Below are 13803 nucleotides of genomic sequence, written 5' to 3'. Positions count from 1 at the left end.
TACATGGTGAACATGACGGGCTGGATGACGTCCAGGCGGTGCCAGTGGGTGGTGTCGGCGGTGCGCAGGATGGTTTCGATCGACCGGCCGTTCAGATACGGGGCGAGGGCCCTGTCGCAGTCGCGTACCGCTTCCGCGAACGCCGGCGACTGCTCCAACAGCTCGCGGCCCATGTCGGCCCACTCGCTGCCCTGGCCGGGGAAGACGAACACCACACCGCCCCGCTCCACCGCCGACCCCTCGGCGACGTCCGCGTGCGGAAGCCCCTCCGCCAGGGCACGCAGCGCGGCCACCAGCGCCGGCGTGTCCTCGGCGACGATCCCGGCGCGTTCGGCGAAGTGGGTGCGGTGCAGGGCGGCGGTGACGGCGACGTCGGCGAGCGGGACGTCCGGGTGCTCGGTCAGCCAGTCCGCCCACCGCCCGGCCTGCTCGCGCAGGGCCGTGCGGGTCGTCCCGGACAGGACCACCGGTGCGAGGGCCGACGGGGTGGTGATGCTGGTGCCCGGCGGCTCGTCGGCCGGTTCCGGGGCCTCCTCGATGACGACATGGGCGTTCGTACCGCTGAGACCGAACGAGGACACACCCGCCCGCCGCACCCGCTCCCCGCGCTCCCACGCCCGGGCCTCCTGGAGCAGGGCGAGCCCGCTGCCCTCCCACTCGATGTGCGGGCTGGGCTCCTCCGCGTGGAGGGTCTTCGGCAGGACGCCGTGCTGGAGGGCCAGCACCATCTTCATGACGCCGACGACACCGGCCGCGGCCTGGGTGTGCCCGATGTTGGACTTCGACGAGCCCAGGTGCAGCGGCCGTCCGGCGTCCCGGCCCCGGCCGAAGACCTCCGTCAGCGCCCCGGCCTCGATCGGGTCGCCGAGCCTGGTGCCGGTGCCGTGCGCCTCGACCGCGTCGATGTCCGCGGGCTCCAGGCCGGCGGCGGCGAGCGCGTCGCGGATGACGCGCTGCTGCGCGGGCCCGTTCGGAGCGGTCAGGCCCTGGCTGCGCCCGTCCTGGTTGACGGCCGTTCCGCGGATCACCGCCAGTACCCGGTCCCCGTCCCGCCGGGCCGCCGACAGCCGCTTCAGCAGCACCAAGCCGACGCCCTCGGACCAGCCTCCGCCGTCCGCCCGCGCCGAGAAGCTCTTGCAGCGTCCGTCCGGCGCCATCGCGCCCAGCCGGCTCGACTCCACGAACAGGCCCGGCGTGGTCATGACGGTCACGCCGCCGGCCAGGGCCAGGTCGCACTCGTCGTTGCGGAGCGCCGTGACGGCCGTGTGGAGGGCCACCAGCGAGGACGAGCAGGCGGTGTCGACGGTCATCGCCGGGCCCTGCAGCCCGAGGACGTACGAGACCCGGCCGGACAGGACGCTGCCCGCGATGCCGGTGCCCTGGTAGCCGTCGAGGATCTCGTAGTCGGCCTGCGCGGTCTCGTAGTCGGAGCGCATCGCGCCCAGGTAGACGCCGGTACGGCTGCCGCCCAGCGACTCGGGCCGGATCCCGGCCCGCTCCAGCACCTCCCAGGACGCCTCCAGCACCAGCCGCTGCTGCGGGTCCATCGACAGCGCCTCGCGCGGCGAGATGCCGAAGAAGGCCGCGTCGAACCCGTCGATCCGGTCGAGGAAACCGCCCTCACGGGAGTAGCTCTTGCCCGCCGCGGTGGGGTCCGGGTCGTACAGGTCGCGCGCGTCCCAGCGGTCCGGCAGCGGGCCGATGGTGTCCGTGCCGTCCGCCAGGACGCGCCAGAACTCCTCCGGGGTCCCGATGCCGCCGGGAAGCCGGCAGGCCATGGAGACGATCGCGACGGGCTCGGAACGCTTCCCCTCCAGCTCCGCGTTGCGCTTCTGGAGCTGGAGCACGGCCGCCATGGCACGCCGCAGCCGCTCCTCGTTCGTGGTGGCGTCGGCGGGGGCGCTGGGACGGGCGTTGGCGTTCATCGTGGTCTCCATGTGAGGCGTCCGGCAGGGGCCAGGGGCCAGGGGCCGGCCGGTCAGTCTTCGACGACGACTTCCATGTACGGGGGGAAGTCCTGCAGGCGGGAGAAGTCGTTCTCCAGCACGGAGACCTCCCCGTCCTTCGCCACCTCGCGGAACCCGGAGAACTTGTAGGTGACGAGCATGGTCCGGTTGCGGTCGGTGGAGACGAACTCCGCGCGCAGCGCGACGCCGGCGTCGTGGGCGCTCCGGATGAGGTGGTTGAGCAGCACCGATCCGACGCCGCGCGACATGACGCGGCAGGACATCAGCAGCAGCTTCAGCGTCCACACGCCGACGCCGCGCTCGACCAGCGCCAGCCCGATCTTCCCGTAGCTGCCGTACCGGTCGTCGAGGGAGGCCACCAGCAGCTCGTGGTCGGGGGAGGAGCGGAACGCGTCCAGCTCCTCGTAGGAGTAGGTGTAGCCGGTGGCGTTGAGCTGGTTGGTGCGTACGGTCAGCTCCTCGGCCCGCTTGAGGTCGTCCTCCCGGGCCGGCGCGATGGTGAACCGCATGCCCAGCGAGGCCAGGAACTCCTCCGGGGCCCCCGTGTGCGACTCCTCGGCCACCTTGCGCCGGGCGTCGGCCCGGTACAGGTGGCGGCGCTCGCGCGAGTCGGCCGTGACGAAGCGCGGCCGCATCTGCGGCAGGTCCGGGATGCCGTCGGTGTCGGTCGCGTCGATGCAGAGGACCTCGGGGTGGGCGAAGCGCACCTCGTCCCGCTCGAAGGGCTGGTCGTCGACGAAGGCGAGGGTGTCGACACCGATGTTGATCGCCGCGGCGACGGCCTTCACCGCGTCCGACTTCTGCCCGAAGCTGATCTGCGGGTAGAGGAAGTAGTCGGCGATCCCGAGCTCCTCCAGCTTCGCCATCGCCGTGTCGTGGTCGTTGCGGCTGGCTATGGAGTGCAGGATGCCGCGCTCGTCGAGGGTGCGCAGGACGTCCACGACGCCCGGCCGGAGGGTGACGTCGCCGTCCTCCAGCAGCACGCCGTCCCACACGGTGTTGTCGAGGTCCCAGACCACGCACTTCACGGTCACCGTCGTCGCCGCCGTCGTCTCGGTCGTCGCCGTCATCGGGTCTCCCCCTGTGTCGTGTTCGACCGGGTCCGGCCGAGAGCGGAATCCTGGAACGCGTACTCGGCGAGACCGACCTGGTGGAGCTGGGAGCTGCCCTCGATGATCTCCATGATCTTGGCGTCCCCCAGGTAGCGCTGCACCGGATAGTCGGAGCCGCAGCCGTTGGCGCCGTGGATCTGCACGGCGTCCGTGGCGGCCCGTACGGCGGCCCTGGAAGCGAAGTACTTGGCCAGCGAGGTGGCCGCGAGGGAGCCGGGGTCGCGTTCGTCGCGCAGCCGGCCCGCGTCCGTGCACAGCAGCCGGGCCGCCCGCGCGTCGGTGTACATGTCGCTGATCATGCGGCGGACCAGCTGGTGCTCCTTGATGAGCGAGCCGAACTGCTCGCGCCGGCCCGCGTACTCCACGGACGCCTCCAGGCAGGCGTCGAGGATGCCGACGCAGCCCCAGCCGACCGTGTAGCGGCCGAGGTCCAGGGCCGCGCCGACCACGTGCGAGACGCCCAGGCCCGGGCGGGCCAGTACGTTCTCCGCGGGCACCGGGCTGTCCGTGAACCGTACGTCCGCGGTCATCGAGGCCCGGATGCCGATCAGGTCGGTGATCAGCGAGGTCTCCAGGCCCGGCGTGCCGCGTTCGAGGAGGACCGCCGTCGGCCCCTCCTCCGACCGGCCGACGGTCAGGAACACGTCGGCCACGTGCCCGTACGTGATCCATTTCTTGTGGCCGTCCAGCCGCCAGCCGCCGCCGTCCGCGGCGGTGAGCGTGCTGGTGACCCCCGAGGCGTCGCTGCCGGCACCGGGCTCCGACACGGCCAGCGCCGCGATGCGCTCGCCGGCGGCCAGCCGCGGCAGCCAGGCCTCCTTCTGGGCCCGGCTGCCCCACCGGCCGATCGCGTGCGCCACCATCGTGTGGACCGTCAGCAGGCTGCGCAGCGAGGAGCAGACCCGCCCGAGCTCGCCCGCGAGCAGCCCGAGGGTCACCGCGTCCCCGCCGCCACCGCCGTACTCCCGCGGGACGGCCAGGCCCAGGTACCCGCGCTCCGCCAGGGCCCGGACGAGCTCCGGCGGGGTGTGCTGGGCGCGGTGGATCCCGTCGGCGACGGGTGCGACCACCCGGTCGGCGAACTCCCGGAACTCCGCCCGGGCCTCGGCGTGCCCGCGGGCGGGCGGCATGGATGTCGTCAGGGACACGGCGGCCTCACTGCGGCACGGGGGCGGACAGCTTGCGGGTGATGAACGCCTCCAGGGCGCTCACGGACCGGAAGTGGTCGAGCTCCAGGTCCTCGTTCTCCACCGTGATGCCGAACTCGTGCTCGACGAACGCGACCAGCTGCATCGCGAACATCGAGCTGACGAAGCCCAGCTGGAAGATGTCGTCGTCGTCCTTGAGGTCGTGCACCGGGAAGAAGCGGGCCAGGTACTGCGCGATCCTGGGCTTGATGTCCGTGCTCATGTCGGTTCCTGTCGTCTCGGGGCCGGGGGTCGCCGGGCCGGTCGTCGGGGTCAGGCGTAGCTGTGGAAGCCCTGGCCGCTCTTCCGGCCCAGGAGCCCGGCGGCGACCATCTTCTTGAGCAGCGGGGCCGGCCGGTACTTGTCGTCGTTGAAGCTCTCGTAGAGCACCTCGACCGACTTCAGGATCGTGTCGAGACCGATCAGGTCCGCCGTCTCCAGCGGCCCCATGCGGTGGTCGAAGCAGCCCTTGAAGATGCGGTCGACCTCGGAGGCCGAGGCCACGCCGTCCTGCACGAGGAACACGGCCTCGTTGACGGTCAGCATCAGCACCCGGTTGGAGACGAAGCCCGGCACGTCCTCGACGACGATGCACTCCTTGCCCAGCCCGGCGAGGAAACGGGCCGCGGTGTCCAGGGTGTCCTGCGTGGTGTGGTAGCCGCGGATCACCTCGACGAGCGGCTTCATCGGCACCGGGTTCATGAAGTGCATGCCCACGACCCGCTCCGGCCGGGTGGTGGCCGAACCGACCCGGGTGATGGAGATGGCGGAGGTGTTCACCGCGAACACCACCCCGGGACGGCAGATCCCGTCGATGCGCTCGTAGACCTGCTGCTTGACGCCCCAGTCCTCGGTGACGTTCTCCACCACGAAGTCGGCGTCGGCGAGCCGCTCGTAGTCCGTGGTGAACTCGATCTTCTCCAGGACGGCCGAGAGGTCGGCGGACTTGCCCGGGTTGAACATCGCCCAGGTGCGGAGGCTGGTGCGCAGCTCCTTCCGCGCGTTGTCCAGGACCTCCTCGGAGACGTCCACCAGGACGACCCGGTGCCCGGTCTGCGCCAGGTTCTGTGCCACGCCGACGCCCATCACACCGGCGCCGATCACCCCTACGGTGTTGAATTCCATGGTTCAGTCCGGCCCCGTCTACTGGTCGCCGCGAAGGGCGTAGATGTTGTGGATGTCCGTGCCGACGTAGATCTCGTCCTGCTCGGCGTGCACGCGGAAGCCGCGGGCGGTGAGCATCCGGGTCAGGTACGCGACCCGGCCGTCGCCGTCGTGGACCTCCAGCACCATCTGGCGGATCTTCGGCCAGTCCTCGTCGGCGATACCGTCCAGCACCTGCTGCTCGCTCTTCTGCACGTCGATCTTGATCAGATCGATCCGCTCGACGCCCTCCTCGCGGATGACGGCGCTCAGCGGACGCAGCACCGCCTCGAACGGGACGGCTTCGAACCGGACGTCCATCAGCTCCTCGGCGTACGCGTCGAGGGACTCGATGCCCTCCTCGGCCCCACCGTGGACCCGCTGGTTCGCGATGATCGTGCGCAGGTTCCGCTTCTCCTCCTCCTCGTCCGGGTGGAAGGAGGACATCCCGGTGCTGCGCGGGTAGAAGGTGAACTCGGCCCGCGTCTCGCCGTCCGAGGCGCCGATGTTGAACAGCTTGGCGTTCACCCCGTGCTCGGCGACGTTCCGGCTGATCAGCTCGAACATCGGCGGAGCCGGCTCGAACGTGAACACCCGCACGTCCGCCGCCTCGTAGTGCGCGAACAGCGTGAAGAGCCCGATGTTGCCGCCGACGTCGAAGACCGTCGCACCCGGCTCGATGGTGATGCCGTTCTTCGCGTACGTGCGGTGCTCGAAGATGTCCTCGTAGAAGTGCTTGGTCTCCGCCTCGTTGAGGTGGTGGACCATCAGCCCGTTCGGCAGCCGGTACGCCGGCCGCACCCCGGCCGCCGCCGCCGACCAGCCCTGCGCCGAGGCGGGCACCGCGTCCCCGCCGCCGCCGAGCAGCGCGTCGACGGCCGCGGCCATCGCCAGCAGCGTCGGCGCCTCGTAGATCCGGCGCAGCGTCAGCTCGACACCGAACTCGCGCTCCACCCGCAGGATCAGCCGGGTCGCGAGCAGCGAGTTGCCGCCCAGCTCGAAGAAACCCACGTCCAGCGGCAGCGCCTCGTTCTTCAGCAGCCGCGCCCAGATGGTCCGCAGCCGCCACTGGGTGTCCGTCAGCCCGTCGTCGTCCCGGACCGCGCCCGCCCCCTCGCCGGCCGCGTTCCCCGCCGTGCCGTGCGGGTCCTGGGACACGGTGAGGACGCTGCTGTCGCCGAACGCCCCCCAGTCGGCCTCCGCCCGCCCGGTCCACAGCCGGCCGAGCGCCTTCAGCAGCACCGCCGTGTCGGCCCGGGACTCCAGCGGGTGCCGCATGGACGCGACGATCCCGCCGATGTCACCACCGCGGGACTCGGCGGCCAGGCTGCTGAGGGTCTGACCCGGGCCGGTCTCCAGCAGCAGCGGCTCCGCGCCGATCGCGGCCACCCCGTCGGCGAACCGGACCGGGCTGCACAGGTGCCGCGCCCAGTACGCCGGGTCGGTGGCCTCCTCGTCCGTGATCGGACGGCCCGTCACGTTCGAGACGTACGGGATCGCCGGCGGCTTCAGCTCCAGGGTGGCGGCGAGCGCGGTGACCTGCGCGGCCAGCGGCTCCATCATCGCCGAGTGGAAGGCGTGCGTGGACTTCACCCGGCGCGCCGCCACACCGTCCGCCATCAGGCGGGTGTGCAGCTCGTCCACGGCCTCCGCGGGCCCGGCGACGACGCAGAACTCCGACCCGTTCACCGCCGACAGCGACAGCCGCCCGCCGAGCAGCGCCACGACCTCCGCCTCCGGAAGCATGACGGCCAGCATCGCGCCCTCGGGCGAGGCGTCGATCAGACGGGCCCGCTGCGCCACCAGCTTGACGGCGCCCTCCAGGGTCAGCACCCCGGCGACGGTCGCCGCCACGTACTCGCCCAGGCTGTAGCCGATCATCACCGACGGCCGGACGCCCCACGACTCCCACAGCTTCGCCAGCGCGTACTCGACGGCGAAGAGGGCCGGCTGCGCGACCCCGGTACGGTTCAGCCGCTGCTCGGCCTCCGACTGCGGGCCGCCCCGGCCCAGCATCTGCCGCAGGTCCAGCCCCTCCGCCGGAGCGGCCTGCTCCCGCCCGTCCTCCTCGCCGGCGAACACGGCGTCACGGACGTCGAAGCCCAGCTCGCCGGCCAGCAGCCCGGCACACCGGTCCAGGTGCTCGCGGAACACCGGGAACTCCCGGTACAGGCCTCGGCCCATCCCCACGTAGTGGTCGCCGAGGCCCGGGAACATGAACGCGACCGGACGGCCCGCCTCCGGCCCGGAGTCCGCGGCCGTCGCCGCACCCTGCGGGCGTATCTCGGTGGACCCCGCCGGGTCCTCCACGGAGAGCAGCAGGGCACCGCGGTACGGGCCACCCCCCGGGCCGAGCTCGTGCACCGCGACGGGACCCGCGTACGAGGTGGCCGGGCACGCGGCACGCGACCGGAGCTCGGCGAACCCGCCGTCGAGGTCCGCCGTGCCGGCTCCGCCGAGGAGCGCCAGGTGCCACGAGGTCACCGCGTGGTCGTCACGCACGGACAAGGGCGTCGGATGGGGATTCATGCCTCTCCTTGACGGTCGCTGTCGGGCCGCGTTCAGGTCGGGGAAGTTGCCGGAGACGGATGGAGAAATGGTTAGCAGGCCGGCCTTGGAAGACGGCTCGATTCGTGATGGTCCGGGCCCGCCGCGGCAGCGCCGGCACCCTGGCCGCCGGACGTGCAGAAAACCCAGCTCAGGGCCGGTCCGCAGGGCGGCACACGGCCCGCGGGGGGCACCGTCCGCGCCGGAAGGGCCCGGTCCGCGACCGGAGTCGCCGAGCCGGGCACGAAGGGCGCGCGAGCGCCGCTGCGGTCGTCCTCGAGCGGACCGCCGTCCCCTCTCGACCACCACCGCGCGTCCGCCGGCACCGGAACGACCCGCCGGGGAACCGCCCGGCAAGACACGGCGGCCGTGGTCAGGAGACGGCGGGCACCCCCACCAGCCGCTCCTCGACCGTGCGCAGGACCTCGTCCTGCCGGTCCACGAGGAAGAAGTGCCCGCCGGGCAGCACCCGCAGCCGGAACCCGCCCGGAGTCAGGCCCTCCCACGCCCGCGCCTCCGGCACCGCGACGTACGGGTCGCCGTCCCCGGTCAGCGCGGTGACGGGGCAGGCCACCCCGGGCCGGCCACGGTGCCGGTAGCCCAGCGCCGCCGCGTAGTCGGCGCGCAGCGCGGGCAGGATCATCCGCAGCACCTCCGGGTCGTCGAGCAGCGCCGCCGTGGTGCCGTCCAACTCCCGCAGCCCGTCCACCAGTTCCTCGTCGGTGACGGGAAGCCGCTCACGCCGCGGCGCCAGGGAGGGCGCCCGGCTGCCCGAGGCGAACAGTTCGACGGGCCCGCACCCCCGCGCCTCCATGCGGCGCGTCACCTCGTATCCGAGGACCGCGCCCATGCTGTGCCCGAACAGGGCGTACGGCCGCCCGTCGTCCGACGCGTCCAGCACCTCGCAGACCCGGTCGGCGAGCTGCCGCAGGTCCGTCACGGGCGGCTCGGCGCGCCTGTCCTGGCGCCCCGGGTACTGCACCGCCAGCACCTCCAGCCGCGGCGAACACGCCCGCGCCAGCGGGGCGAAGAAGCTCGCGGCCCCGCCCGCGTGCGGAAGGCACACCAGGCGCACCGGAGCGTCCGGGGTGGGACGGTACCTCCTGAACCAGAGGCCGTCGCCGGTGATGTCCGCCATGAGTGCTCCTCGCCGGTCCGTGCGGGACTACGACCAGCCTGAGCGCCCGGCGCCCTCCCGGCCTCCCCTGACCGGCCCCTCACCCGCACCCGTCAGCCCCCTGGACCACCCCTGGGCCACCCCTGGAACCCCCCGGTACACCCCTGTCGCGGCCCCGGTCCGCGGCCGCCGGCCTCCAGGGGCCGGACAGGGGTGCCCCTCCGCCCGCGCGCCGCCCACCCTGGTGTGGGGTGGCCCGCACTCCATCTCCTCGGCACTCAAGAGAAACAGGGGACACACGTGGACGAGATCATCGGCGCCCTTCTCTCCGAGGACTCGACGGCGCAGGACTTCGCCGGCGTCCGGCTTCCGGAGAGCTACCGGGGAGCCGTCCTCCGCAAGGAGGACACCGGCATGTTCGAGGGCATGGCCTCCGCGGACAAGGACCCCCGCAAGTCCCTCCACCTCCATGACGTCCCGGTCCCGCTGCCCTCGGCCGGCGAGGCCCTGATCGCGGTGATGGCCTCCTCGGTCAACTACAACACCGTATGGAGCTCGATCTTCGAGCCACTGCCCACCTTCGGGTTCCTGGAGCGGTACGCACGGCTCTCGCCGGCCGCCGCCCGCCACGACCAGCCGTACCACGTCATCGGCTCCGACCTGGCGGGAGTCGTCCTGCGCACCGGGCCCGGCGTGAACCGGTGGAAGCCCGGTGACCGGGTCGTCGCCCACTGCCTGTCGGTGGAACTGGAGTCCTCCGACGGCCACAACGACACCATGCTCGACCCCGAGCAGCGGATCTGGGGCTTCGAGACCAACTTCGGCGGCCTGGCACAGCTCGCCCTGGTCAAGTCGAACCAGCTGATGCCCAAGGCGGAACACCTGACCTGGGAGGAGGCCGCCAGCCCCGGCCTGGTCAACTCGACCGCCTACCGCCAGCTGGTCTCCCGCAACGGCGCCGGCATGAAGCAGGGCGACAACGTCCTCATCTGGGGCGCCGGCGGCGGCCTCGGCTCGTACGCCACCCAGTTCGCCCTGGCCGGCGGCGCCAACCCGATCTGCGTGGTCTCCTCCCCGGAGAAGGCGGAGATCTGCCGCAGGATGGGCGCGGAGGCGGTCATCGACCGCAACGCCGAGGGCTACAAGTTCTGGAAGGACGAGCGGACCCAGGACCCCCGCGAGTGGAAGCGGTTCGGGTCGAAGATCCGCGAGCTGACCGGCGGCGAGGACATCGACATCGTCTTCGAGCACCCCGGCCGCGAGACCTTCGGCGCCTCCGTGTACGTCACCCGCAAGGGCGGCACCATCACCACCTGCGCCTCCACCTCCGGCTACATGCACGAGTACGACAACCGCTACCTGTGGATGTCGCTCAAGCGGATCATCGGCTCGCACTTCGCGAACTACCGCGAAGCCTGGGAGGCCAACCGCCTCATCGCCAAGGGCAAGATCCACCCCACCCTGTCGAAGGTCTACTCCCTGGAGGAGACCGGCCAGGCCGCCCACGACGTCCACCGCAACGCCCACCAGGGCAAGGTCGGCGTGCTCTGCCTCGCCCCCGAGGAGGGCCTGGGCGTCCGCGACGCCGAGATGCGCGCCGAGCACCTCGACGCGATCAACCGCTTCCGGGAGAAGACCCCCAGCTGACGACGGCCGGGCCCCCTGACGATCAGCCGGGAGGAGCGGTCAGGCCGGCCAGGGCCGCCAGCTCCACCCGGGACTTCATCCCCAGCTTCCGGTACACCCGGGTCAGGTGCTGCTCCACCGTGCTGGTGGTGAGGAACAGCCGTGCCGCGATGGCCCGGTTGGTGCACCCGCCCGCGGCCAGCGCCGCCACCCGGCGCTCGGCCCGCGACAGCGCGGCCACCGGGTCCCCGCACCCGTGCCGGTGCCCGGATCCGCCGCCGTGCGCCGCCCGCGCCGCCTCGGCGGCGCCGCCCGCCCAGTCGAACGCCCCGCCGGCCTCCAGCCCCCAACCGGCCAGCAGGTCGCGGCAGGCGTGGAAGTCACCCAGGGCGGCCCCCGGCCGGCCCACCGCCAGGTGGTGGTGGCCCCGGGCCAGCAGGTAGTGCAGCCCGGCCCGGGTACGGAACATCGCCGGCGGCACCGGCACCCGCAGCAGCTCCTCCGCCTTCCCGTGGGCGCCCAGCCGGGTCGCGGCGAGCACCGCCGCGGACAGCGGCACGCCCAGGGCGACCCCCCAGGCCGCCGGGGACAGCAGACCCAGCGCCCGATCCGCCTCCCCGGCCGCCCGCTCGTACGACCCGGTCCGGGCGTGCACCACCGCCGCGGCGGCGGCCGCCACCGCCCGCCGCGCCGGGGTCACCGGGGCCCGGCCCACGCCGTCGAGCAACTCCCGCCACCGGGCCGCCCGGGGCGTCTCCCCGGCGCGCAGCAGGGCCGACAGCACGGCGGCGACCGGCACCGCCGGTGCGTGCCCGAACACCAGCGACTCCCAGACCCGTTCGGCCGCGTCGTCGTCCGGTTCCGCGGGGCGCCCCGGGACCGGCCCCGCCGCTTCCGGATAGGCGTACACCAGCGCCGCCGCCGGTCCGCCACCGCGAGGCGCCCCCGCGGGTTCCCCCGGTCCGGCGGCCGGTCCGGCGGCCACGGCACGGGCCGCCGCCCCCGGCCGCCCGTGCCACAGCAGCAGCCCCAGGCAGCCCGCCAGCTCCGGATCCGGGTCCGGCGGCGCCCCGTCCAGCGCCCGTTCGAGAGCGGGCAGGTGCCGCAGCACGGCCGCCGGATCGGCCTCCCACTCGGCTCCGGCCAGCAGCGCCGGCAGGCCGGGCCCCGGCGCCTCCGGGCCCGCGGCCCGGTGCGCGGTGCGCAGGAAGTCCGCGGCCCGCCGGGCGGACCCGCCGCCCAGCGCCTGCCGGGCCGCCTCGGCGAGCAGCGGCACCGCCCACGCGGAGTCCCCGGCCCCGAGCCCGCCGGCGGTGTCCGCGTCCACCAGCTGCCGGGCCACCGCGGCCGGCTCGGCCCCGTTCTCGTACAACACCCGTGCCGCCGCCGCGTGCAGTCCGGCCGCGTCGGCGGCGGTCAGCTCCTCCAGTACGGCCGCCCGCACGCCCTCGTGCCGCAGGCGCCCGCCGACCAGGAGGCCCGTCGAGTCGAGCGCGTCCAGGCAGGCCGCGACGGCCCGTTCTGGCACCTCCAGCAGCCGGGCCAGCAGGGTGAGCGTCGTATCGTCACCGAGCACGGCCAGGGCCCGCGCCACCGACGTCGCCGCCTCGCCGGCGCCGTGCAGGCACGCCGTGACGGCCCGCCGGAACGCCGTCCCCGCCACCGGCCGGGACGGGCGCACCGGCTCGCAGGCCCGGTGGTCCTCCAGCAGCCCGCGCAGCAGCCGCGGGTTGCCCCCGGTGAAGTGCCACCAGCCCGGGGCGAGCCGGGCGGCCGGCGCCGGGTCCATCCCGCCGGCCGACGGGTCGACCAGGAACGCCCCGACCGTCTCCTCGTCCCACGGGGCCAGGGGGAGGGCGGCGCAGCGCGGGTGCCGCAGCAGCTCGGCCAGGGCCGGCGAGGGCGTCGTCCCCGGGGCCTGGCGCGCCGGACCGCTCAGCACCAGCAGCACGGGGACGCCGGCCAGCCGCCCGCACAGGTACAGCAGACAGCGCACCGACGGTTCGTCCGCGTACTGCACGTCGTCCACCAGCACCACCACCGGCGCGGCCGCCGCGTGATCGCGCAGCGCGTCCAGCAGTACGTCCGGCCGGCCGTCCTCGGTCCGCGGTACGGTCGCCGCCGGGAGACCTGCACAGCTGAGCAACTGCCCCACCACGCCCAGCGGCAGGTCCGTCTCGGCCCGCGAGGCGGACGCGGTCAGCACCAGCGACCCGTGCCCGGCGGCGCGCCGGGCGAAGGCGCGCAGCAGGGTGCTGCGGCCGGTGCCGGGGCTTCCGGTGACCAGCGCGGCGCGGCCGGTTCCCCGCCGGGCCGCTTGGAGGAGCTCCTCCAGCAGGCCCAGCCCTGCCTCCTGCCGCGCCAGCTGCACCTGCTCCCCCAGTCGTCGGCCACCCGGACGCCCGCCGTCCGTTCGGTTCGGTTCGGCTCCGTTCCGTTCCGTTCCTGGGAGTGTCCCCGGGGCCTCGCAAGCCGCGCTCGGCCGCCGCCTGTGTCCCGCTGGAGGCGCGCCGGTGCCGGGCGAATGGCGAATTCTATTCACCGGCAAATCCGGGACGGTCGCATTTCGAGGATTCCTGTGGCACGCTTCATTTGCTGTCGATTGATTGGGAGGTGCGCATGACTGACAAGTCGTTCGACGGTGATGCTGCGGCGGTGGACGCCAAGGACAAGTTCCGGGAGGCGCTGGAGCGCAAGGCGAATTCCTCGCGCTCCCGGCTGGCCCACGAAGAGGGCCGCCTCCGGGTGAAGGCCATGAGCGGGACAGCAGGTCAGAAGCGGTATTTCCGCCGCAAGACCGGCTGACGCCGGGCATCCGAAAGCCGTCACGGCCGTTCCGGGAGGAATGGCCGTGACGGCTTTCTGCGTTGACCCCGCGGCCGGGCCGGAGGGTCGCTCGAATCCCACTCGTATCGAGCTGGAATTCTGCTCGTATTCTGCTGGGGAATTTCGGCGGGGGGCGGTGTGATCACGCCATTGTGGTCGCCCGCCCCGCCGCCCGCCGGGGTGTCAGTAGCGGTAGTGGTCCGGCTTGTAGGGGCCGTCGACCTCGACGCCGATGTACTCGGCCTGCTCGGGGCGGAGCGTGGTGAGCTTGACGCCGA

The 13803-nt window shown here is 73.4% G+C and carries 11 protein-coding genes; 2 read left to right on the top strand and 9 right to left on the bottom strand.

Going from position 1 to position 13803, the window contains the following annotated elements:
- The 7 genes from ACFY61_RS31940 to ACFY61_RS31910 form a co-directional block, all read right to left on the bottom strand.
- Positions 1 to 1925: type I polyketide synthase (locus ACFY61_RS31940; protein WP_389477982.1), on the bottom strand; the 1925-nt coding region annotated here is incomplete at its 3' end.
- A gap of 53 nt (positions 1926 to 1978) precedes the next feature.
- Complete coding sequence (locus tag ACFY61_RS31935; RefSeq protein WP_389477979.1) at positions 1979 to 3037, bottom strand: HAD-IIIC family phosphatase; 1059 nt, start codon at positions 3035 to 3037, stop codon at positions 1979 to 1981.
- On the bottom strand, positions 3034 to 4227 hold the full coding sequence (locus tag ACFY61_RS31930) for an acyl-CoA dehydrogenase family protein (protein ID WP_389477977.1): 1194 nt from the start codon (positions 4225 to 4227) through the stop codon (positions 3034 to 3036). Before ACFY61_RS31930 ends, ACFY61_RS31935 begins: the two co-directional genes overlap by 4 nt.
- Positions 4228 to 4234: 7 nt before the next feature.
- On the bottom strand, positions 4235 to 4489 hold the full coding sequence (locus tag ACFY61_RS31925) for an acyl carrier protein (RefSeq protein WP_389477975.1): 255 nt from the start codon (positions 4487 to 4489) through the stop codon (positions 4235 to 4237).
- 50 nt (positions 4490 to 4539) lie between these two features.
- A complete protein-coding gene (locus ACFY61_RS31920; protein WP_389477972.1) occupies positions 4540 to 5391 on the bottom strand; it encodes a 3-hydroxyacyl-CoA dehydrogenase family protein in 852 nt (283 codons plus the stop codon).
- Between the two features lie 18 nt (positions 5392 to 5409).
- Positions 5410 to 7938: an FkbM family methyltransferase gene (locus ACFY61_RS31915; RefSeq protein WP_389477970.1), complete on the bottom strand. Its 2529-nt coding sequence runs from the start codon at positions 7936 to 7938 to the stop codon at positions 5410 to 5412.
- 391 nt (positions 7939 to 8329) lie between these two features.
- Positions 8330 to 9094: a thioesterase II family protein gene (locus ACFY61_RS31910; protein WP_389477968.1), complete on the bottom strand. Its 765-nt coding sequence runs from the start codon at positions 9092 to 9094 to the stop codon at positions 8330 to 8332.
- A gap of 279 nt (positions 9095 to 9373) precedes the next feature.
- Between ACFY61_RS31910 and ccrA the strand changes: the two genes are divergently transcribed.
- Positions 9374 to 10720: a crotonyl-CoA carboxylase/reductase gene (gene ccrA / locus ACFY61_RS31905; RefSeq protein WP_389477966.1), complete on the top strand. Its 1347-nt coding sequence runs from the start codon at positions 9374 to 9376 to the stop codon at positions 10718 to 10720.
- Between the two features lie 22 nt (positions 10721 to 10742).
- Here the strand turns inward: ccrA and ACFY61_RS31900 are convergent, their stop codons facing one another.
- A complete protein-coding gene (locus ACFY61_RS31900) occupies positions 10743 to 13070 on the bottom strand; it encodes an AAA family ATPase (RefSeq protein ID WP_389477964.1) in 2328 nt (775 codons plus the stop codon).
- A 248-nt stretch (positions 13071 to 13318) separates the two neighbouring features.
- Here ACFY61_RS31900 and ACFY61_RS31895 point away from each other — a divergent pair, with 248 nt between their 5' ends.
- A complete protein-coding gene (locus tag ACFY61_RS31895; protein WP_389477962.1) occupies positions 13319 to 13504 on the top strand; it encodes a DUF5302 domain-containing protein in 186 nt (61 codons plus the stop codon).
- 204 nt (positions 13505 to 13708) lie between these two features.
- Here the strand turns inward: ACFY61_RS31895 and ACFY61_RS31890 are convergent.
- On the bottom strand, positions 13709 to 13803 hold a 95-nt coding region (locus ACFY61_RS31890; RefSeq protein ID WP_389477984.1), incomplete at its 5' end, for an adenosylhomocysteinase.

The sequence above is a fragment of the Streptomyces sp. NPDC012888 genome (genome assembly GCF_042900645.1).
Taxonomy (GTDB): Bacteria; Actinomycetota; Actinomycetes; order Streptomycetales; family Streptomycetaceae; genus Streptomyces.
This window is presented reverse-complemented; position numbering and strand designations above follow the sequence as displayed.

Bases quoted from the DNA above. Each gene is read 5' to 3' on its own strand.
- ACFY61_RS31910 (WP_389477968.1), bottom strand. From the start codon at position 9,094: ATGGCGGACATCACCGGCGACGGCCTCTGGTTCAGGAGGTACCGTCCC.
- ACFY61_RS31895 (WP_389477962.1), top strand. From the start codon at position 13,319: ATGACTGACAAGTCGTTCGACGGTGATGCTGCGGCGGTGGACGCCAAG.
- ACFY61_RS31935 (WP_389477979.1), bottom strand. From the start codon at position 3,037: ATGACGGCGACGACCGAGACGACGGCGGCGACGACGGTGACCGTGAAG.
- ACFY61_RS31925 (WP_389477975.1), bottom strand. From the start codon at position 4,489: ATGAGCACGGACATCAAGCCCAGGATCGCGCAGTACCTGGCCCGCTTC.
- ACFY61_RS31915 (WP_389477970.1), bottom strand. From the start codon at position 7,938: ATGAATCCCCATCCGACGCCCTTGTCCGTGCGTGACGACCACGCGGTG.
- ACFY61_RS31920 (WP_389477972.1), bottom strand. From the start codon at position 5,391: ATGGAATTCAACACCGTAGGGGTGATCGGCGCCGGTGTGATGGGCGTC.